18 protein-coding genes and 1 pseudogene are annotated in these 21,493 nt (G+C 33.8%); 2 read left to right on the plus strand and 17 right to left on the minus strand.

Annotated features, from left to right (window positions below):
• Window positions 1-9 precede the first annotated feature (9 nt).
• The 6 genes from H602_RS18070 to H602_RS0103035 form a co-directional block, all read right to left on the minus strand.
• A complete protein-coding gene (locus tag H602_RS18070) occupies window positions 10-1,221 on the minus strand; it encodes an AI-2E family transporter (RefSeq protein ID WP_084404198.1) in 1,212 nt (403 codons plus the stop codon).
• Between the two features lie 133 nt (window positions 1,222-1,354).
• Window positions 1,355-1,882: a mechanosensitive ion channel family protein gene (locus tag H602_RS0103015; protein ID WP_026976682.1), complete on the minus strand. Its 528-nt coding sequence runs from the start codon at window positions 1,880-1,882 to the stop codon at window positions 1,355-1,357.
• On the minus strand, window positions 1,882-2,466 hold the full coding sequence (locus tag H602_RS0103020) for a Maf family nucleotide pyrophosphatase (protein WP_026976683.1): 585 nt from the start codon (window positions 2,464-2,466) through the stop codon (window positions 1,882-1,884). Before H602_RS0103020 ends, H602_RS0103015 begins: the two co-directional genes overlap by 1 nt.
• Window positions 2,459-3,382 carry a geranylgeranylglycerol-phosphate geranylgeranyltransferase gene (locus H602_RS0103025; protein WP_084404199.1) on the minus strand — a complete coding sequence of 308 codons (924 nt, stop codon included), beginning with the start codon at window positions 3,380-3,382 and terminating at the stop codon, window positions 2,459-2,461. The genes H602_RS0103020 and H602_RS0103025 overlap by 8 nt, the downstream gene beginning before the upstream one ends.
• Window positions 3,383-3,522: 140 nt before the next feature.
• Complete coding sequence (locus tag H602_RS18075; protein ID WP_035758812.1) at window positions 3,523-4,665, minus strand: hypothetical protein; 1,143 nt, start codon at window positions 4,663-4,665, stop codon at window positions 3,523-3,525.
• Window positions 4,666-4,819: 154 nt separating this feature from the next.
• Entirely contained in the window at window positions 4,820-6,781 is a 1,962-nt protein-coding gene (locus H602_RS0103035) for a KUP/HAK/KT family potassium transporter (RefSeq protein ID WP_026976685.1), read from the minus strand.
• A 117-nt stretch (window positions 6,782-6,898) separates the two neighbouring features.
• Here H602_RS0103035 and H602_RS0103040 point away from each other — a divergent pair, with 117 nt between their 5' ends.
• On the plus strand, window positions 6,899-7,960 hold the full coding sequence (locus H602_RS0103040; protein ID WP_026976686.1) for a WD40/YVTN/BNR-like repeat-containing protein: 1,062 nt from the start codon (window positions 6,899-6,901) through the stop codon (window positions 7,958-7,960).
• A gap of 95 nt (window positions 7,961-8,055) precedes the next feature.
• On the opposite strand, the gene H602_RS0103045 is transcribed toward H602_RS0103040, so the two are convergent.
• Window positions 8,056-9,303, minus strand: coding sequence for a DEAD/DEAH box helicase (locus H602_RS0103045; protein WP_026976687.1), 1,248 nt, complete (start codon window positions 9,301-9,303; stop codon window positions 8,056-8,058).
• A gap of 319 nt (window positions 9,304-9,622) precedes the next feature.
• On the opposite strand from H602_RS0103045, the gene H602_RS0103050 reads away from it, so the two are divergent.
• On the plus strand, window positions 9,623-10,153 hold the full coding sequence (locus H602_RS0103050; RefSeq protein WP_157504843.1) for a hypothetical protein: 531 nt from the start codon (window positions 9,623-9,625) through the stop codon (window positions 10,151-10,153).
• Window position 10,154: 1 nt separating this feature from the next.
• Here H602_RS0103050 and H602_RS0103055 read toward each other — a convergent pair whose 3' ends face one another.
• From H602_RS0103055 to uvrA, 10 genes and pseudogenes are all read right to left on the minus strand, one after another.
• The gene (locus H602_RS0103055; protein ID WP_342663468.1) at window positions 10,155-12,977 is read right to left on the minus strand and encodes a gluzincin family metallopeptidase; all 2,823 of its coding nucleotides are present in this window, start codon (window positions 12,975-12,977) and stop codon (window positions 10,155-10,157) included.
• A gap of 132 nt (window positions 12,978-13,109) precedes the next feature.
• Complete coding sequence (locus H602_RS0103060; protein WP_026976690.1) at window positions 13,110-13,838, minus strand: LOG family protein; 729 nt, start codon at window positions 13,836-13,838, stop codon at window positions 13,110-13,112.
• A 311-nt stretch (window positions 13,839-14,149) separates the two neighbouring features.
• Window positions 14,150-15,679: pseudogene (locus H602_RS20280) on the minus strand (DUF4394 domain-containing protein).
• 389 nt (window positions 15,680-16,068) lie between these two features.
• A complete protein-coding gene (locus H602_RS0103070; RefSeq protein ID WP_026976691.1) occupies window positions 16,069-16,374 on the minus strand; it encodes a type II toxin-antitoxin system RelE/ParE family toxin in 306 nt (101 codons plus the stop codon).
• Window positions 16,358-16,597, minus strand: coding sequence for a hypothetical protein (locus H602_RS0103075; protein ID WP_035758815.1), 240 nt, complete (start codon window positions 16,595-16,597; stop codon window positions 16,358-16,360). Before H602_RS0103075 ends, H602_RS0103070 begins: the two co-directional genes overlap by 17 nt.
• A 106-nt stretch (window positions 16,598-16,703) precedes the next feature.
• Complete coding sequence (locus tag H602_RS0103080; RefSeq protein WP_026976693.1) at window positions 16,704-17,009, minus strand: helix-turn-helix domain-containing protein; 306 nt, start codon at window positions 17,007-17,009, stop codon at window positions 16,704-16,706.
• Between the two features lie 204 nt (window positions 17,010-17,213).
• Window positions 17,214-17,984: a hypothetical protein gene (locus H602_RS0103090; protein WP_026976694.1), complete on the minus strand. Its 771-nt coding sequence runs from the start codon at window positions 17,982-17,984 to the stop codon at window positions 17,214-17,216.
• A gap of 35 nt (window positions 17,985-18,019) precedes the next feature.
• Complete coding sequence (locus tag H602_RS0103095) at window positions 18,020-18,316, minus strand: type II toxin-antitoxin system RelE/ParE family toxin (protein WP_026976695.1); 297 nt, start codon at window positions 18,314-18,316, stop codon at window positions 18,020-18,022.
• Entirely contained in the window at window positions 18,304-18,486 is a 183-nt protein-coding gene (locus H602_RS0103100; protein WP_026976696.1) for a hypothetical protein, read from the minus strand. Before H602_RS0103100 ends, H602_RS0103095 begins: the two co-directional genes overlap by 13 nt.
• 90 nt (window positions 18,487-18,576) lie before the next feature.
• Complete coding sequence (gene uvrA / locus H602_RS0103105; protein ID WP_026976697.1) at window positions 18,577-21,408, minus strand: excinuclease ABC subunit UvrA; 2,832 nt, start codon at window positions 21,406-21,408, stop codon at window positions 18,577-18,579.
• Window positions 21,409-21,493: the final 85 nt, after the last annotated feature.

The raw sequence follows: 21,493 nt of genomic DNA on the forward strand, positions 1-21,493 counted from the left end.
TGGAATTGACTAATCAGGTTTTGAGTCGTTTATATCATTAGTTGAAGATTCTGTGAATACGGGAAGATCTACGGAATCACTAGTGTCATTTGTATCATCATTGTACTCACTTTGCATACTGTAGCTGTAATTGGTAAGTCTGATACTTCGCCATTCGTAGGTTTTGGGTAGATCATCACCCATCAAATAACCCCAAGGCTTGAGAGGTTCAATGCGATCAAAAATAACTTTTAAAATTGCAATTGTGGGAATTGCCAAGAACATTCCGGAAATTCCAGCAATCGCTCCTCCAATGATAATTCCAACAATGGATGCCATGGCGTTGATTTCAACTTTGGAACTGACCACTAACGGAACCAAAATGTTATTGTCTATCAATTGTACAATAATCGTTACGATTATCACTCCTAAAATCATTGATAAATCTGGCGTGCCTGTTAATGTGGCAAACATACTGATGACCATGGCAATTATAATTCCCAGGTACGGAATTAGATTTAGCAATCCCGTTAAAACGCCTAGTAATACAGCATATTCAATTCCTGCAATCATGAATCCGATGGTAGTCATTGTGGCAACTGAAAAAAGTTGGATCAACAGGCCCACCAAATAACTTTTGACCGCTACTTTTATCTGGCCTAAAATGTCAAGCAAAATACTTTCGTCTTCTTTCTTTACTAATTTATTTAAGAATTTCATAAAGTGAGTTCTATAAAGTAAAATTAGAAACATGTAGATTGGAATTAAAGTCAGGTTTAACAAGGTATCTGTAAAGGACAGCAAGGTGCTACCCAGAATTTCTTTACCTGATTTAACAGTATCGTTAGTTGCATTTTCTATGTATTTATCTTGCTCAACGGTACTTATATTGAAGTGATTTCGAACAAATTCCTGTAAATTCATTAAATGAATGTTGAAATTTTCTTTGATCTTATTCCAATCTCTCATAAAGTCGGTCAACTCCCATGAAATAAAAGTCAGAATTCCGATGATGAGTAAGACAAATAAGAGCACGCTAATCATTACCGCAATAACGTGTGGCAAATGTAATTTTTGATTTAAAAAAGCCGTTATCGGTCTCAGTAAAATGGCAAATAGCAGCGCCATTGCCAGAGGTATAAGTATTTCTTGCGCAATATGCAACGTATAAAAAATTGCAATTAAGCTTACTAATGTTAGCGATAATTTTACGTAAAACGGCAGCTTTAAAGTTGTATTCATGTAGTCAGTTTTATTTATAAGTTAGCTGAAATGCACTGCTGCTTTTTGGAAGCTTTACTTAGAACAAAATTGATTGAAAATAACAAGCTAGCGCTTACAAGTCTACACTATTACTTTATACAATTTACACCTGCTAATTGGACGAGTGGTGGTTTGGCCTTTTATTAGTCGATATTCCTTTTTGTAAAAAGAGGGAGTTGGGATAAGTAACTAAATCACCATCCAAGGTTTTAACCAATGTATAGAAGGTATGAATAGAAATAATTTCACCTTCAATTGGAAAGTCCTTATCATGAATTCTTATGCTGTCGCCAATCTTAAACGGGAACGAAAAAAGCACAATAAATCCTGAAGTAATGTTGCTTAAAATAGACCATTGCGCAAACAAAGCAACCCCAATAACGGTCAATACGGAGGAAATAGTAACAAATAAATCATCAGTTTTTACACCCCAAATCATAATCAGACCAATAAAAAATAAAGAAGTAATAAATACACTAATGTATTTAATTACAAGATTTTTCCGGTATTCAATTACTTCGCTTTTAATCGCGTACTTTTTAATTAACTGAATAATGATGTAGCGCAGAACACTTAGCGTAAGCATCATTACACCTGTTGCAATTATTTCGCGTAAATAGTTTGAGAAAAACTCGTTCATTATTTAAATGTTTTAAAAAATTCAAAAACCAAATGCGTAGGCAATCCCATCACGTTGGTATAAGATCCTGAAATTGATGTAACACCCACTAAACCAATCCAATCCTGAATTCCGTACGAACCAGCTTTGTCAAAAGGTTTACAGTTTTTAATATAGTATCGGATCATTTCATCTGTTAATTCGCAAAAGGTCACTTCCGTGTAATCATGTAAAGTAGTCACCTTTTCGGTTGTTTTAAATGAAACTGACGTGATGACTTGATGGGTTGAATTTGAAAGTTTTTTCAACATTAAGAACGCGTCTTCTGCATCTTTCGGTTTTCCTAATGCCTGATTTTTATGCCAAACAATGGTATCGCTCGTGATTAAGAGTTCGTCTATTGCCAAAGTTCCGTCAAATGCTTTACCTTTTAGTTCGGCCAAATAATCGGTTATTTCATCGGCTTTCAAATGTTCGGGATAGACTTCCTCAATTTCGCGCAGGCGTAGTTCAAAATCCAATCCCAAATCTTTAAAAAACTGCTGACGTCGAGGCGAACCGGACGCTAAAATTATTTTGAATTCCTGGAGTTTTGTACTAAACATTGTATAGGATATTTAAGGAGTTGACTGCTATAGAAAGAATCCCAAAAAATAAGACTACTTTTAAAAGCAGACTCAACATTTTAAAATCGGAAGAAGTTTTAGCTTCAAATAATTTGATGCAAATTAATACAAGAGGTGCAATTATAGTCAGTAAACTGTACAAAGTACTGATGTATAAATTATTGCTGAAATAGTAAATATAAATATAATACAACAGATAAAATGTAATGAATGCAGTTGCCGCCAAAACAATTTTTGAGGTTCTTGCCACGCCAATTGCAATGGGTAACGTGTTCATTCCCATATTATAATCGCCTTTCACGTCTTGTAAGTCCTTGACCATTTCTCGAATAAAATTGATTAGAAAAGCAAATAACGCATAATCCAACAGAAGCTTGAATAAAATACCCAAATGAACTTGCGTGTCTGGCGTGATCATCGGATACAAATCGAACAATCCAATGATAATGACGCTAATAGCAGTTAAAATCGAAACAATTATATTTCCAATTAAAAGCGATTGTTTAAAGGACGATGCATATAAATATAAAGTACCAGAAACAACTATAAAAAGTAAGGCAAATCCTGGTTTCTCTATAACATTTGATAAATAAAATCCGCCACCAACTCCAAGAACATTTAATGCAATGTAGAGGTTATAGGCGTTTGCTTCGCTAATTTCTTTGCCAATAATTACCTCTTTATTATTGATTGCATCTGTTTCCTTGTCAAAAATATTATTGATGATATAACCTGCTGCAGCAATACAAACAGTAGACAATACAAGAATTCCAAATTGCAAGTCGCTTAAAGCTAAAGATATATCTTGCAAATTCAGAAATCCATATCTAAAGAGCAATTGCATGAATAGGAGTAACAATAAATTTTGATAACGAATGAGCTTTAAAAATGCCATAATATAGTGGATGCAAAATTAATTTAGGTGCAGGATTGCGGGGTTAAAGATAATTTCTTTAGCGCTAAATTTAAAATTTTTTGCTGCTATAAAAAAAATGCCCGAAATTTCTTTCAGGCATTTTCTTTAATAGTTGATTTTTAGCTTCTGGAATACGTTCGGCTTCCAGAAGTATTTCCAGAACTTCGCGTACTTTCAGAACGTGTGGCACTTTGTGAAGGAGCACTACTTCGAGTTGAACGCGTCGCATTTGAATTGCTTGAAGTGGATCTAACGGCTTGTTGACTGTAATTTCGAGTAGGAGTACTTTGTGTAGTTGCACTTCTTACAGCGCTTGAAGGCGTTACTGTATTTCTATTTCTAGAACTTGATAAAGCCTCACTTCTTACCGATTTTGCAGGCGTTGTGGATCGAACCGCAGTGTTTGTATTTCTAGTTGTATTTGTACTTCTAACATTACGTGCACTAGTTGCATTTCGAACTGTTCCAGAAGTAGAAGTCGAATAATTTCTAGTTGCAGCATAATCAGTTCTTCTTCCAGAATTAGCAGCTTGGTTTAAAGTATATCTATTGGTTGCTGTATTTCTAGTTGCAAATGACTGATTGGGATGGTTTCTTTCATACCCATTGCTTCTTCGAGTTTCATACATTGCCACTGCTCTTGTGCTTCTTCTATTGTCGCAATAGTTGTAATTGTTGTACTGATTGATGTGAACATGCACATTTCTTCGGTAACGGTACACTGGGTACGGAGTCCAAGCATAATAGTAGTTCGGATAGTAATTAAAATAATATGGAGAATAGTATGGGTTGTAATTGTTTACCCAAAACATATTGTAAATAATGGGACGGTTTACGTACACCGGCTCATAAATATAATTTTGACCGTACATAAAAACGTCTCCAACTACTTGAATCTGTACTTGATTGTTTTGATCGCGTTCAACTTCAATTGTAGCTACATCTTGAAAAACATCACGTTCTAAAACGGCCTGCAAAATAATTAAATGCGTATTTTTTTCCACTGCTTCAATCACTCGTAAGTAATCCACTTGGCGGTCAAAATTCAAATCAAGATTAGAAATCTTGTTTTTTGGGTCGTTCAATTGGCGCTCAAAATCTTGTAAATCTCTTGCATCTCCAAAAATGGAAGCTACAGCTCTTAAATCTAAATTGTCACTGATTTCGTTATTCGTTGCATTTACAGTAGTTCTGTTTTGTGCAACAATCGGATTTTGTGCTAAAAATCCAAAAAGGGCGAGGGTAAGTAAATGTGTTTTCATGATTTTCAAATTTAATTGTTGGTTTTTTGATTGTATTTGAAAACGGTAAAACAAGAGGTATGCCAATAATTTGATATTAATATTATTTTAACACATTTATAAATTGATATTGTAATAAAATATTGTTTTTATAATGAACTCTTTTAGAAAAGTGCTACTCAATTCGTTTCATATAGATATGCTCCGGAGGGTTAACTACCATTGGGAATTTTTCAATTTTTACGGAGCTGCTGTCTAAGCCAAATGCTTTACCTTCGGACAAACTTAATTTTTTAATCAGAAAATAAGCATTCATAACTAATTTTTCGTGCCAAATTAAAACACTGTCACTTGATAAAAAACGTTCTGAAAGTACAAATTTGAAATCGCCTACGATGTTATTATTGTACAATGATTCATAACGACTTCTTACATCCACTTCTGAATTTTCCACCATATTTTTCACGACTTCGCGAAACATAATATTGATTTTAGTAGGTTCACGAAATCCTAAGTTAAAATCCACACGAATAATATCGTCTTTTAAAATTTCGGTGACTTTATATTCTTTTTTATAAGGTTCGTTCAAAATATTGACATGAATAAACCAATAGATGTCGGCTCTTTTTGGTCGTTTTTGTAAAATGGAGTACATTACTTTTTCTTCAATTTCATCAGTACGACCTGAATTTGTCAAATAAACCAAATGCGTTGCGTATTTAGGAATTGATAAATCGGCACTTAATTCTGCTAGAACTTTTTTGTAATTACCAATTTTTACAAATTTAGTATACGCTTTACTAATTGTTTTTGCTCTAAAATAAGTAAACATAATCCCAATTAAAACCATAGCTATCAGAATAGTTACATAACCTCCATGCGAGAATTTTTTGATATTCGCAAAGAAAAAGCTAAATTCAATTACGGCATACAAACTGATAATTGGAGCAATAAAATACCATTTTACTCTTTTCATTATCATATAAAAGTTAAGTAAAATGGTGGTCATAATCATACACAATACAATCGCTAAACCGTAAGCGGCTTCCATATTGGTCGATTCCTCAAAATGCAACACTATTAAGGCACAACCTAAAAATAAAAGCCAGTTGACCGATGGAATGTACATTTGTCCTTTAAGTTCTGTAGGATATTTAATGGTTACTTTTGGCCAAAAATTCAAGCGCATTGCTTCATTTATTAAGGTAAAAGAGCCGCTAATTAAAGCTTGTGAAGCAATGACAGCGGCAAGTGTGGCAATGGTTATTCCAATAGGTTGAAACCAATCGGCCATAATTAAATAGAATGGATTTCCATTTGAACCTCCTAATTGCACCAATGTTTTTCCTTGAAAACGAATTAAGTAAGCGGCTTGACCAAAATAGTTCAAAACCAACATCGTTTTTACAAAAATCCAACTCACCCGAATATTCTTCCGACCGCAATGTCCCATATCAGAATACAATGCTTCCGCTCCAGTAGTACAAAGAAAAACCGCGCCTAAAACATAGAATCCTTCCGGATGCAGTTGCAACAAATGAAATGCGTAATAAGGATTGAATGCTTTAAAGACTTCAATATTTCCAAAGATTTGGATGCTTCCTAAAACACCTAACATTCCAAACCAAAGCAACATCATCGGAGCGAAAAATTTCCCTACAAGATTAGTTCCAAATTGCTGTATAAAAAAGAGTATAAATAAGATTCCGATAACTATTGGAACCGTATTAATTGACGGATAAAACGTTCGTAAACCTTCCACTGCGGAAGAAACGGAAATGGGTGGTGTAATAATTCCATCAGCCAGAAGCGCTGAACCACCAATAATAGCGGGAATAATGAGCCATTTTATCTTTGTCCTACGAACCAATGCATAAAGTGCAAAAATCCCACCTTCACCATTATTGTCTGCATTTAAAGTAATAATTACATACTTTACAGTGGTTTGTAAAGTCAGCGTCCAAAACACACAGGAAACACCTCCTAAAACAATGTCGGCGTTAATTGCTCCAGCACCAATAATCGCTTTCATTACATAAAGTGGCGAAGTACCAATATCACCATAAATAATTCCCAATGCAATTAATAAACCACCTACCGATAATTGGCTCAAATGGCCCGATTTTGTGCTGCTCATAATTTTGGTAAAGGGAACAAAATTAAGTAAATAAATACTACACATTTTAAATTTCATGTTATTTTTTTTCAGCTGCATCAAAAATAAATTTGATAAGTTTGTATGCAAATTATTCCTATGAAAAATGTACTTCTTGTTTTGCTTTCCATTCTGTTTTTATCTGCGTGCAAAAATGAAAATAAATCACTTTCTTCCTCTAATTCGAAGGTGTTCACGTCCGTGCAAATTGATACTTTATTGCAGGAAGAATTGTCCATCCGAGCCATTTTAATAGATTCCAATAAAATTTGGTATGCGGCAAATAAAGGTCAATATGGTTCTATAGATTTAAAATCCGACAAAAGATTCAACGGGCATGTTACCAAAGATACGTTATCCTTGGAATTCCGCAGTATTGCACAAACCAAAGACTATATTTTTCTAGTAAATGTGGGAACGCCGGCATTAGTATACCGAGTTTCAAAAGACGGATCTCGCATCAAGAAAATGTACCAAGAAAATCATCCCAAAGCTTTTTATGACAGTATGCAATTTTGGAATAATGACGAAGGAATTGCCATGGGAGATCCAACGGATAAATGTCTTTCTGTTTTGATAACAAGAGATGGCGGAACAACTTGGAACAAAGTGGCTTGTGATCATCTTCCTAGCGTAGCAGAAGGCGAAGCCGCTTTTGCCGCAAGCAATACTAACCTTATTATTAAAGGCAATGATACGTGGATGGTTTCTGGAGGAAAAAAATCGCGAGTGTTTCATTCGGCAGATAAAGGAAAATCTTGGAAAGTTTTTGAAACGCCCATTGTTCAAGGCGAAGGGATGACTGGAATTTTTACTGCAGATTTTTACGATGCTAATAATGGATTCATTGCAGGAGGAAATTACGAAAAACTAAATCAGAATTTTGGGAACAAAGCTATTACCACTAACGGTGGAAAATCATGGAAATTGGTAGCTGAAAATGAAGGATTTGGTTACGCTTCCTGTGTGCAATACGTTCCTAATTCTAATGGACAACATTTAGTTACCGTTGGCGCTTCTGGATTCTATTATTCAACTACTTCCGGAGAAAAATGGAGCAAATTATCCAATGATTCTTCGCTTTATACGATTCGTTTTTTAAACGATTCAACTGCAATTGCCGCTGGAAAAAATAAAATCATTAAAATTACTTTCAAATGATTTTTAAAAAAAACCATTAAGTTATTAAAACCATGTAGTAATGCTACTTTACTGTTTTTAATAACTTAATGGTTAAAATTTAGAACGAAAGGTTTTTAATACCAACGTTTTTTATTCTGTTTTGAAGCGGTTGATTTTCTAGAATTATTTGCTTCTTTAGTTCGGTTTGAATTTTGCTTTGGCGTATTTTCATCCGGACTTCCTTCTTTCCAAGCGTAAGGATGGTCTTTTACAACCGAAACGTCCACTTTGATCAGTTTCTGAATGTCTTTCCAATACGGAGCTTCGTCTTTCCCACAGAAGGAAATGGCAACTCCACCGTTTCCAGCGCGACCGGTACGACCAATTCGGTGTACATAAGTTTCTGGAACGTTGGGCAAATCAAAGTTGATTACATAAGGCAATTGATCAATGTCAATTCCTCTTGCAGCAATATCGGTAGCGACTAAAACGCCAACTTCTTTTTTCTTGAATGCATCCAAAACGCGCTGACGTGCATTTTGAGATTTGTCTCCGTGAATGGCTTCTGCAGCAACACCTTTATTACGTAGAGATTTTACCACATTATCAGCTCCGTGCTTGGTTCTTGAAAAAACCAACACATCAGATAAATTTTCTTTGGTAATCAAATGGTGCAATAAATTTCTTTTCTCGCTTTTGTCTACAAAATAAACGCGTTGTTCTACATTTTCAGCAGTCGACGAAACGGGAGAAACGGTTACACTTACCGGATCTTTTAAAAACATTTCAGATAACTCACGAATTGCCATTGGCATCGTAGCCGAAAACAACAACGTCTGACGGTTATCTGGTGTCAATTTTACAATTTTTTTGACATCATTGACAAATCCCATGTCCAACATTTGATCGGCTTCGTCCAAAACCAAACAATGCAAGTGGTCTAAATCAATATATCCTTGCTTGTTTAAATCCAATAATCGACCTGGTGTTGCCACTAAAATGTCAATTCCACTGCGTAACATATCTACTTGTGGTACTTGAGAAACACCTCCAAAAATGGTCAAGGAAGTCAAGTTGGTGTATTTACCGTATTGATCAAAATTTTGTCCAATCTGCACGGCTAATTCTCGAGTTGGCGTAACTACCAAACAACGAATTTGTTTACTTTTTTTAGAAGAACCAACAATGCGATGCAGTTGGTGAATAATAGGAATAGCAAATGCAGCTGTTTTTCCCGTTCCAGTTTGAGCACAACCAATTAAATCGTGTCCTTTTAAAATAGCCGGAATGGATTGTTCTTGAATAGGTGTTGGTTCCAAATAACCCATTTCAAAAACGGCTTTTTGTATACTTTTAGAAAGTGATAAATCTTCGAATAACATAAATATAAATCTTTTGAGTACTCTGAATTAAGTACAAAGAGGTTGCAAAGATAGGTTTATTATAATTAATGTTTTAAAATTCTACTACATTGGAACACTCTTTGCATGATTTAATACGATAATGTTTAGTTAATTTGGAGCCGTTTGCCTTTTTATTGATCGCATTTTTATAAATTTAGCACTTTAAAATTCTGAACAACTGATTTCTATGCGATTCATTTTCCTGTCAATTTTTATCTTTTTTTTTGCAGTGCATAGCTTTGCACAATTTGACAATGGAAACAATCCGGTTAACATTCCACCGCTAAACTTGCCAAAAATGCCGGTACTGACACCGGAAAAAAAGCCAAGTATCTTTGACATTAAGCCTAAGGAAGAAGCAGTACCAAATCCTTGGGATAAACCAAAAGAACGTGAATTCAACCGCCAAGACAATTTTTTAAATCCCGCCGATCGGTATACAAAAAAAATGAACAATAGCCTGAAAGGCGAAGGAAATGGCGATTACAAAATTTTTAGGAGAAACCAGTATTTTGGCGATTTTAAAACCGATTCAGAGTCAATCCAAGTTGCCGTCCGTGATCCACAAGCCATAGATGGTGATTACGTAAAAATAACAAAAGATGGTGTTGTCATTTACGAAAGTATCTTTCTAGATGCGACTTATAAAACGCTTGAAATTCCGCTTACAAAAGGTTTTAACCGAATTGAATTCATTGCTTTGAACGAAGGAAGTTCGTTTCCCAATACAGGTGCTTTCTTAATTAAGGATAAAGGACAAGCCATTTATAAAGAGGAGTGGAACCTTTCCACTGGATTTAATGCGTCATTTTTAATTATTAGAGAATAATTTAAAACCACTTTCGTGTAAACAAATTGACCAGAACTTTTGGGTCTAACGTCACGATGAATCGAATGTTTTCTTGATAATTCTTGTCGGTGATTTCCCAACCGTTGTTTGAATAAACGGGAAAATACAATTCAAAATAGTCTGTAACTAAATTCAATCGAATGCCTGAATCATAAACAAATCGTGCGTTGCGATTGGTATTTTTCACAAAACCTAAGTCGCCATAGACCTCCACCCAATTCCAAATGTTAATTCCTGCATTAGTTGTAACCATCCATTGATTGGCAAAAGGATTGTCCAACTTAGATTTAAAAGCTCCTTCTGCCACAATGATTTGTTGACTGAAAATCCCCGTCTTTTCTGAACGACCGTAGTAATTGTAATCAAAAAGATAATCAGACGCGCGATCCAATCCAAAACTGTAAAAGTCAGAATTGGTTGTGTTGTATAAAAATGTTCCAGCAAACAAGCGCAAATTGATCGTTCGATTATTATTAAAAAGTCTTCGGTATTCAATTTCAACGGATGTTTTTACAAATTTAGGCGAAAGTTGTAAGTCGCTTACAAAGTTGAAATGTTGCGTCAACTCGGTCTTTGTATTGAAATATTTTACATTAAAAACATTATAACTTTCTTGATTGCCATCAAATTCAGTAACCAGTTGCGAAGGCTCTAAATTAACCATTACTTGTCGGATTTGGATGGCTTGCTTTCTGTTATTTCTAAAATCATCTTGGCGAATTCTAAACAGAACTGCAGGATTAAATTTAAAATAAGCGGCATCTTCCGCATAATGCAAATACGTTCCACTAATGGCATATCGGACATTATACAAATTACTTTCACGATTAAACTCATTCACAGCAAATGAAAAGTGTCCGGTTAAGGACGACGTTTTTGGCGAATAAATAGGATTTACATCAAAGTTAAATGGCTTGTCTAATATCGTTTTATTGTGTATCCGTAAACCTGGAGAAATTCCGTCGTACAGCGTGTAACTCAATGTGGGAACATATAAAATTTGATTATAATACGGATCTTCCAAATCCTTCATCAATACAAATTTAAACGGACGATTATTGGGAAAAAGACCTGTTAAAGATCTCCAGTTGTTCCGTAAATTAAATTCAGGAACTTCATTTTCATAATTTAAAACTATTTTGTCCACGTTGTTTCTTGAAACAGTAAAAGTACTGTCGGTACTGATGTTGGAATACCACTTTTTAAAAATCACTTGGTTGTTATTCAAGCCATAAACGGGAATAGGAACAGTAGTATTTGTTTTGTTTCTAATGGTAAAAGTGATGCTGTCTTTTGTTTTAGTCACATCCGAAAACTTGTAATCTACAATGTCCCGCGAGTGAATAATGGTCTCAAAAAACCAATTGATATCAACCGGAGCTTTATGTTTTAAAATCGCAGCGAAATCAGTTTCTGTAACTTTTTGTTGTTGGTTTAGATTATAAAAATCATGAATACTTTGCTGTACAATTCCGTTTTCCAAATAGTGATCCAAATAATTCAGACTCAATCCTGCTCGGTATTTAGAAGCAATCTGTTCGTTAAATTTTATCAATTTTTCTTTAGATTCTCCAATAGGCTGGTCCAGGTTTTTTCGAGCCATCAGCATATAAAAATAACTGTACTGTTCATTGAAATCTACATTGACAAGATTAAAACTTTTAAGAACTTTTAGTTTAGACACATTCCCCATCATTTTCATATTTGGGTAATATTCATCGATGTATTTCATCATTGTATAGACCTGAAAACCGTTGTAAATCCAACTGTCTTTTCGCTCGTCAAGTGTCAGCGTGTTTTGCAAAAACTGATTTAAATAGGTTTTTAGAAATTTAATTTCAAACATAAAATCATCTGGAAATGGGCTGATAAAACTTGGTAATTGATTCAAGCCATAAAATGGATTTCGCTCATAATCGTGTTGCGACACTACAATGTTTTCATGTGGATATTTTCCAATATGCGCTGCCACATATTCTGTAATCTGCTTGATAAGCAATGCTTTTTTAATGGCGTTTAGATTGTTATCCTTGATATCGGTCTGCACCTTAGCACCCGGTAATATAAAAAGTTCGAAATCAGATTTTTTGGTTAAATAGATCGCGAATTTTGAACGGTTTTTACCTGATAAAATGACTTTTGATTCACTTTGCTTAATCTGGTTTAAATCCGTGATGAGCTGATAGTTTTTGGGAAGGGCAAAGGTAATTTGATAATCAGTAACCGCGTTTGCATTGTCATCCAAATTTACATTGCTGTACATCACAAAATGGTCGTCATTAAATCGGGCAGGAGTAAGTAACCAGTCCTTCAGCATAATGGAACCATCGTCATTGTAGCCGTAACCTGTAAATTTATCGCTCGGTAATTTAATTTTGTACGTAATGAAAATCGATAATTTTTGCATCGGAAGGAGTGCATCTCTTAAAACCACTTCCACTAAATCGGGATGATCGCTTGTTCTACTCCAATCTAAAAACATTTTATTTTGGTCAATGAATGTCAAATCTGTAGTAAAGCCGCGTTCTTCTTCTTTTGCCAAATGAAAATTCCGTACAAATTCATCTGAAAATCGTTTTCCAAGTGGCGAATATTTATCTGAATAGGCATTATTCCAATCGTTTAAAATTATTTTCTGCAACGTATCAGTGGATTGATTGAAGTAAATCAATTCTTGCTGAACCGTCAGTGTTTTTTTATCCGGATTAAGTTCCACCGTAGAAATGCTCGAATGTTGACTCCATAACATAGAAGAAAACACAAGGCAAGTTAAAATGGAGAAGCGTTTCAGAGTAAGTTTCAAGCGGATCAATTTTAAGAGAAAGTCTTTCATATATACTACATACGAAATGTATTGCAAAAAAAGCGAAAAGTTCACATTAAAAACGTTTTATAGCGTCTTTTATGCGAACCTTTATATGTTAAAATTTAAGTATTAGAAATTTGGACTCAAATTGTATTTTTTATAGAAAGCATCAAGTACTTCCACAACTTCGTCTTCGTGGTCTACGATTTTTATCAAATCTAAGTCGCCCGGACTTACCGTTGCAATATTTTCTACCAATACATTTTTAATCCAATCCATTAATCCCGTCCAAAATTCAGTACCTACAAGAATGATAGGGAATTTTGCAACTTTCTTTGTTTGGATTAAAGTGATGGCTTCAAACATTTCGTCTAAGGTTCCAAAACCACCTGGCATAACTACAAAACCTTGAGAATATTTCACAAACATTACTTTTCTTACAAAAAAGTAATCAAAGTTTAAGTTTTTATCGCGGTCGATATACGGGTTAAAGTGTTGCTCAAAAGGAAGTTCAATGTTTAAACCTACCGAAGTTCCGCCACCGGCATGAGCTCCTTTATTTCCCGCTTCCATAATTCCAGGTCCACCACCAGTAATCACACCGTAACCGGCTTTACTGATTTTGTAAGCAATTCGCTCCGTCAATTTATAAAATGGGTCTTCTGGTTTTGTTCGTGCTGAACCAAAAATAGAAACACACGGACCAATTCGTCCCATGGCTTCGTATCCGTTTACAAATTCCGCCATAATCTTGAAAATTGCCCAAGAATCATTGGTGCGAATCTCGTTCCATGTACGTTGTTTTAATCGGTCTTGAATAATTTTATCTTCGTCGTTATCAAAATCTTCTAATCTCATTTTTCGTCAATCTTAATTGTTATTTAGTGGTTCGTTAGTTTGAGCAAAGTACTAATGTCTGAATTTTTCAGAATCTTTAAAATACTTTTGTTGCACTTACATTTGTAACAGCTATTTTTTTAAATGCTTTACAGCAATTAGCAAAGTACGGATTTTTTCAATTAAAACACAATAAGTCTGAATATTTTAAAATCTTAAATTAAGAAATTAAATCAGACGATATAAGGTAATTTTCAATATTATTTAATGCAGAAGAGTTGTATCTCATTTCTGAAATACAACTCTTTATTACTATTTAAATATATAATTGTTTAGAACCCTAATCCCAAAGTCATTGCAGTAATTGACTGATTAAAGTCTGCTATTTTTGAAACACTTCCATTTGACAAATTTACTTTGTAAAATGCTTGCATGTTATTTACACTTAAAAGAGCAATTGCTTCATTGCTTGTTCCACCGATGTCAAATCCATTCATTGCATTTGTTGTGATGCCTAAATTTCCAACTAAAACTAAAGTACCATCGTTTGGTGGACTTTGTAAGTAAAGATTATTATTACTTGAATCTATTACATATAATTGAGTTGTAGTCGACTGTGCAAAGCTATTTGTGTAAGCTGCAGCACTAACTGAAGGTGTACCTGGATTAAGCATTCCGTCCGTCACGGCTACTGTTCCTAAATCTGGATGCAAACGTAAATTTTGTCCGGTATTACTAACAACTCTAATTCTATCTACTGTAGGATTAAAGTCAAATCCAAAAGTTTCTCCAGATAACATTGGCCATAAGCCAGTTCACATCGCAGTAACTTGTCCGCTAGATGGATTAATGGTAAGCAGTCTACTTTGATTTGTAATTGCATACAATGAACCATTCAAAGGACGGAAATCTAAACCTACAATTTTTTCGTCAGCATTCATTCCTATTAAAGCAACAGAGTTTGATGTTCCTGTTTCAGGATTCACTCTATATAAAGTATTGTCGGCAGTTGTAGCATAAGCAACAGGTTGTGTTTTAAAAGCAATTTCAATAATTTGTTGTGTAAAAGTACCAATCCAGCTTGCTTTTCCATTTTCTAAATTAATGGAGTACATTCTAGATTCGTTGTCTTTATTGTTTACAGCTATTGCATAATTTGAATCGGCCATGATATCAAAACCACCTGAACCGTCAAAATCAACCATTAAACTACCTACTTCTTGAAGCGTACCATCATTCGGAGGAACTTGTAAATACAATTTATCTGTAGCATAATCAATATTATATAATTGTGTTGAAGTCGCTCCAGAGAAACTATTTGTATATGCAGTTGCTTCAATTTTTGTATTAGCAACACCATTGATACTTCCGTCAATAACAGCTACAGTTCCTAATTCTGGGTGTAAACGTAAATTTTGACCATTGTTTGAAAGTAATCGGACACGGTCAACAGTTGGATTAAAATCAATTGAAGATGAAGTTCCTTCAATTTGTGGTGTAAAAGCAGTCGTTCCTAAAGCAGTCGCTAATCCAGAATTCTCATCGATAAGATATAATCTGCTTGAAGTTCCCAGTGCGTATAATTGACCCGTTGCAGGACGGTAATCTATACTAATAATGTTTTCACCTTGTGCTAAACCGGTAATTGCATAGCTATTAGTAGGCATATTTAAATTTGTAGCATTAAAATAATAAATTTTATTATCCTTACTTAATGCAGTAAATTCAACAGAAGGAGGAGTGCCAGGCATTGGAATTTGTGAGCCAGTTGCCATAGAGTCGTCATCATTTGAACAAGATGTAAATAATGCAACCATTGCAATTAGCAAGATTGATTTCGCGGATTGTAGATTCTTTTTCATAAGTATTTGAATTTATTAGTTTCAATTAATTACGAGGTACATCTTAATATGGTTTTATATTTATTGATTATTAAGTAAATCAAATGTCAAAAGTTTTATAAAACCCTATTTTTCAGGAAAATAAGTTGTAAAAAAAAAAATTTTTTTTAGCATTAAAATAAAAAATGTTTTAAATAAGAAATTAATTAGCACTTTTTTTATTTTTCAGGAGCTTAATCCTGCTATACGTTCTATCTTTTTATTTTTAAAGAAAAAATAAAAAGGATGCCACTGCTATCAGGGCTATGGGTTTGGGGGTTTGGAGAAAATCTCTTATTCAAAGCTAATCGTTTTATTGTTAAATTCAAATTAGGACTGTAAATAATAAACTTTGACCATAATCACATTAATTATTTTAATTTCCTTTCCTTCGGATTTCGTCTATTTAAGAAAAAGGAAAGAATTTCCACTTTATCTTCAAGTATTCTATAATATATCGTGTTCAAAGTTAAAACTACAGCTCTACGAACATCTTCTTTTATATCAGATACTTGAAATAGATAAGGATTTTGAGAAATCAATTTAAGAGTTTGCTCAAGTTGAGAAGCAAGATTTTGAAGTTCTTTTTCAGTCCAGTTTTCTTCGAGATAGAGTATAGTTTTCGACAGTTCTTTTAAAGTATTATCTGTCCAAAGAATTTCATAACCACTTTTCATACAACGCTCTTGCTTTAGAATGTGGATTTAATTTTCCAGATTCAGCATCTTTTAAACCAGTTTCAATAGATTTTTTTTCACTTTCCGAAATTGCATCATACCAATCTGTTGTTTCCTTTTTTCTTAAATCCATAATTTTTTCAATAATTGAAGAATCTTCAATTGTCGAAAGCCATTGAATTAATTCTAGCTTATGATTTAAAATTGTAGTGTCGGTATTCATAATAATGAAATTTTAATAATCAAAGTTAATGATTTAAAAGGGAATTTTGATAATCAGCATTTTTTAAATTTTAAAGTCAAGTTCAAATTTAAATTGAGCTTATAATTTAAAACTTAATGGATAATTCTAATTCTCCGCCTAAACCAAGCTCAACAATTTTTTGAAGTGTTGAAAATCGTGCTTCTTTTACATTATTTTCAATTTTTGAAATATAAGATTTTGTTGTTCCTGTTTTTTTTGCAAGTTGTTCTTGTGTCATACCTTTTTCAAGTCGAGCAGAATGAATCATTGCACCAATTTTGAAATTTTCATAACCTTCATCAAGTTCATCACGTTTTAAATTACCTGGTTTTCCGTAATGTTTATCTTTAAATTGGTCAAGTGTGGTTGTGTTATTACTTTTCGCTTGCATAGTAGTTCTTAAATTTATTTTTCAAATACATTTTGACCATCAATAATTTCTTCCAATTCTAAAATTTGGTTCAATTTAAAATTTCGAATTTTTCCTTTACGTAGTAAAAAGTTTGATTTAATCATAAATTCAAATTTTGGAAGGGGTAATAAAGTTAGTCTATTACTTAAGAATCAATCGATTTTTTCAATTCTCATCCTGTGTTTAATTTTTATGATGTAGATTATAATTCTTTTTTGAAGTTATTTTTCCAGAAAGCACGTAAATATAATTCATGAAACCTACCTTATATTTGCCGTCAGGAGCTGCATTGTTATTTAAGTAAACATTATCTCCAGTACTTGGGGTATTATACAAAAATTCCTGTTCAACTCTTAATAAACCTATGTCAGTATTGTAATCCTTATCATATAGCAACTTAAAAATTTTGCTGTTTTTTATAATATATTTGTTTGGATAATTTGCATTTTTGAACAATCCATCTTCAACATTTTCGCCATTTATGGTTACTTTACGGTCAAGGTAAATTCCTTCAAAATTTTCTAACTCAAATGCATTTCCATCTGTTAAACTAATAATTTTAATATTTTTTTTTTCATAATATAATTTCTTAAGATAGCTTTCCACATTGAAATCTGGAATTACCTGCTCATTTGCTAAGAGGAAATTAGTATTTGGTCCATCTAGTTGTAAAACCATTATAGCAGGGTCTACAAAATATTGATTTAAAAGAATTTTATCCACATTTCTATCAATTAATAAACTTTTGGCGGTTGACAAATATTCCCACTTTCCAATATTGACTTGACCATTGCAAGACATTACCAGTTCGCCATCTCTCTTAAAAATATATTTATGTTGAGCTAGATTTTCGTCAATTGTAATCCAAGGAATATCGACAAATACTTCTTTTCTATCTAAACTGTTACTGAACTCTTTTATTCTCGGAAGAATATTTTCGATGTATAATTTCATATTAAGACATTAAGGTAAAATTTATCTCGTTACAGTTACAATTTCCTCATACTTAAATCTCTAGCGGAATGATGAACAGTCAAAATATCAATTTGAGTAGGAGATACTAATTTGTAAATGATTCGATATTTACCTTCAATTAGTTCTCTTATTTCTTTTTGGTCAATTTCAGCTACAACCTTTCCAGATAGTGGAAATAGAACTAGAACTTTAGTTGACACTTTAATTCTAACCACTTGCATTTCAGCATAGCGTTTTGAATCTTTTGAAATATATTCATAAATATTCAATAGGTCGCTAACTGCTAATTTTGTCCAATTTATTCGAACCATTTGGTCATTTCTTCCTCAAGTTTATTTTCAGAAATGACTTCGCCATTCGAAGACTGTTGGTTTCCCACTTCGATTTTTTCAATCAAAATTAATCGTTCAACTAAATCGTCAATAGAAAACTCTTCTGGAAAATCACTAATTGATTTTTTCAATTTTTCTTTGGTAATCATAATTGTATTTTTTACTAAACTACAAAAAAATTGCTTCCAAAATTTATTTTCATTAGAATTATAAAAACATCCAATTGAAAAATTATCTAATTAAAGAAGCTCCTTCTCCAAAAAACCAGCAGTATATCCTTTCTTACTTTTTGCCACTTCTTCCGGAGTTCCTTTAGCAACAACCATTCCGCCGCCTTTTCCACCTTCGGGTCCGATGTCAATAATGTAATCAGCAAGTTTGATCACGTCCATATTGTGTTCGATAATCAAAACAGTATTTCCTTTGTCAACCAATTTTTGAATCACATCCATCAACACACGAATGTCTTCAAAATGCAAGCCAGTTGTGGGTTCGTCTAAAATGTAAAACGTATTTCCTGTATCTTTTTTAGACAATTCACCTGATAATTTAATTCGCTGTGCTTCACCGCCAGAAAGCGTAGTACTTTGTTGACCCAAAGTGATATAGCCCAATCCAACATCCTGAATCGTTTTTACTTTTCGGTAAATTTTTGGAATCAATTCAAAAAACGGAACCGCTTCATCCACCGTCATATTCAATACATCAGAAATCGATTTTCCTTTGTATCTAATTTCTAATGTTTCGCGATTAAAACGTTTTCCTTGACAGGTTTCACATTCGACATAAACATCAGGTAAGAAATTCATTTCAATCGTTCGAACGCCTGAACCTTCACAGGTTTCACAACGTCCACCTTTTACATTAAAACTAAAACGTCCGGCTTTATAACCGCGAATCATACTCTCAGAAGTCATGGTAAATAACTTTCTAATTTCCGAAAAAACATCGGTATACGTCGCTGGATTGGAACGTGGCGTTCTACCAATTGGACTTTGGTCGATGTCAATAACTTTGTCAATAAAGTCTAATCCTTCAATTTTTTTGTACGGCATCGGTTTTTTGACACCATTATATATATGTGCATTCAAAATGGGATACAACGTTTCATTTATTAAAGTCGATTTTCCACTTCCCGAAACGCCTGTAATTCCTACTAAAGTTCCCAATGGAATTGAAATAGATACATTTTTAAGGTTGTTTCCTGTCGCTCCCGTTAATTTCATGAAATTGCCATTTCCTTTGCGTCGTTCCTTAGGAATTTCAATTTTCAATTCACCATTCAAATATTGAGCAGTTGTCGTATGTTCTTTCAGAAGTTCTTTCGGCGTTCCTTTACTGATGATTTCACCACCAAATTTTCCCGCTTTTGGGCCAATATCAATCACGTAATCGGCACGTTCAATCATATCTTTATCGTGTTCAACTACCAAAACAGAATTCCCTAAATCACGTAATTGTTCCAAAGAATGAATCAATTTCTCGTTGTCTCTTTGGTGCAGACCAATACTTGGTTCGTCCAAAATATACAAAACACCCACCAATTGCGAACCAATTTGTGTTGCTAATCGAATTCGTTGTGCCTCACCACCCGAAAGTGATTTTGAACTTCGACTCAACGACAAATAATTCAATCCCACGTTCATTAAAAACGATAGACGGTCGTTTATTTCCTTAATTACTTCAGTCGCAATACGTTTTTGTTTTGCAGATAAATGTTTATTTAATTTTAAAAACCAGTCGGTCAATTCAGAAATATCCATTGCAGAAAGTTCTGCTATATTTCGTTCATTGATTTTAAAATATAGAGCTTCTTTTTGCAAACGCGTACCTTCACAAACGGGACACGGAATTTCATCCATAAACTCTTTTGCCCAACGTTTTATGGCTGTAGAAGCATTTTCATCAAATTGATTTTTAATAAAATGAGCAATTCCTTCAAAATCAATTTTGTATTCTTTAGTAATCCCCAGCGTTTTAGAAGCAACTGTAAATTTGTCTTTTCCACCATTCAAAATAACGTCCATTGCTTCATCAGAAATGGTCGAAATAGAATCGGTTAATTTGAATTCAAATTTCTCTGCAATAGTTTCTAATTGCTTGAAAATCCAAGACGATTTATATTCGCCCAAAGGAGCAAAACCACCTTGTTTGATGGATAATTTCGGATTCGGAACTATTTTTTTAGGATTGATTTCATTGATAATTCCCAAACCGTTGCAAGTTGCACAAGCACCTTTTGGTGAATTGAATGAAAATAAATTGGGTTCAGGATTTTGATAAGAAATTCCAGTTGTAGGACACATTAAATTTCGTGAAAAATACCGAATTTCATCAGTGTCTTGGTCTAGAATCATCAACACATTTTCGCCATGACTCATTGCGGTATTGATACTTTCGGACAAACGTTTCTGTGTATCTGGAAGCTCATCCACTACAATTCTATCAATCACAATTTCGATATCATGCGTTTTATAACGATCGAGTTTCATTCCAGGAGTGATGTCTTTTACCACACCATCCACACGGACTTTTACAAAACCTTGTTTGGCAATTTGCTGAAAAAGTTCGGCATAATGTCCTTTTCTTGCTCGAATTGTTGGAGCCAAAACATTAATTCTTTTTCCAGAAAATGATTCGTTTATCAGGGTAGAAATTTGGTCGTCACTGTAACTGACCATTTTTTCACCTGTATTGTAACTGTAAGCGTCTGATGCTCTCGCATAAAGTAAACGGAGAAAATCGTAAATTTCCGTAATGGTTCCAACTGTGGAACGTGGACTTTTACTTGTCGTTTTTTGCTCTATAGCAATTACGGGAGAAAGTCCGTCAATTTTATCCACATCGGGACGTTCTAAACCACCTAAAAACTGACGTGCATAGGCCGAAAAAGTTTCAACATAACGTCTTTGCCCTTCGGCATAAATCGTGTCAAATGCTAGTGATGATTTTCCCGAACCCGAAAGTCCCGTAATTACCACTAATTTTTCACGAGGAATGGAAACGTCTATATTTTTAAGATTGTGGACACGAGCCCCTAAAACTTCAATAAATTGTTCAGTATCTGACATATTTTAACAATGCGATTTCAAGAATTTTTGCCCACAAAGTTACTGTTTTGCTTTGGGTTATTGAAGTAATTTGTGATTTTGTAAG

The organism is Flavobacterium tegetincola DSM 22377 (genome assembly GCF_000425485.1).
Taxonomy (GTDB): domain Bacteria; phylum Bacteroidota; class Bacteroidia; order Flavobacteriales; family Flavobacteriaceae; genus Flavobacterium; species Flavobacterium tegetincola.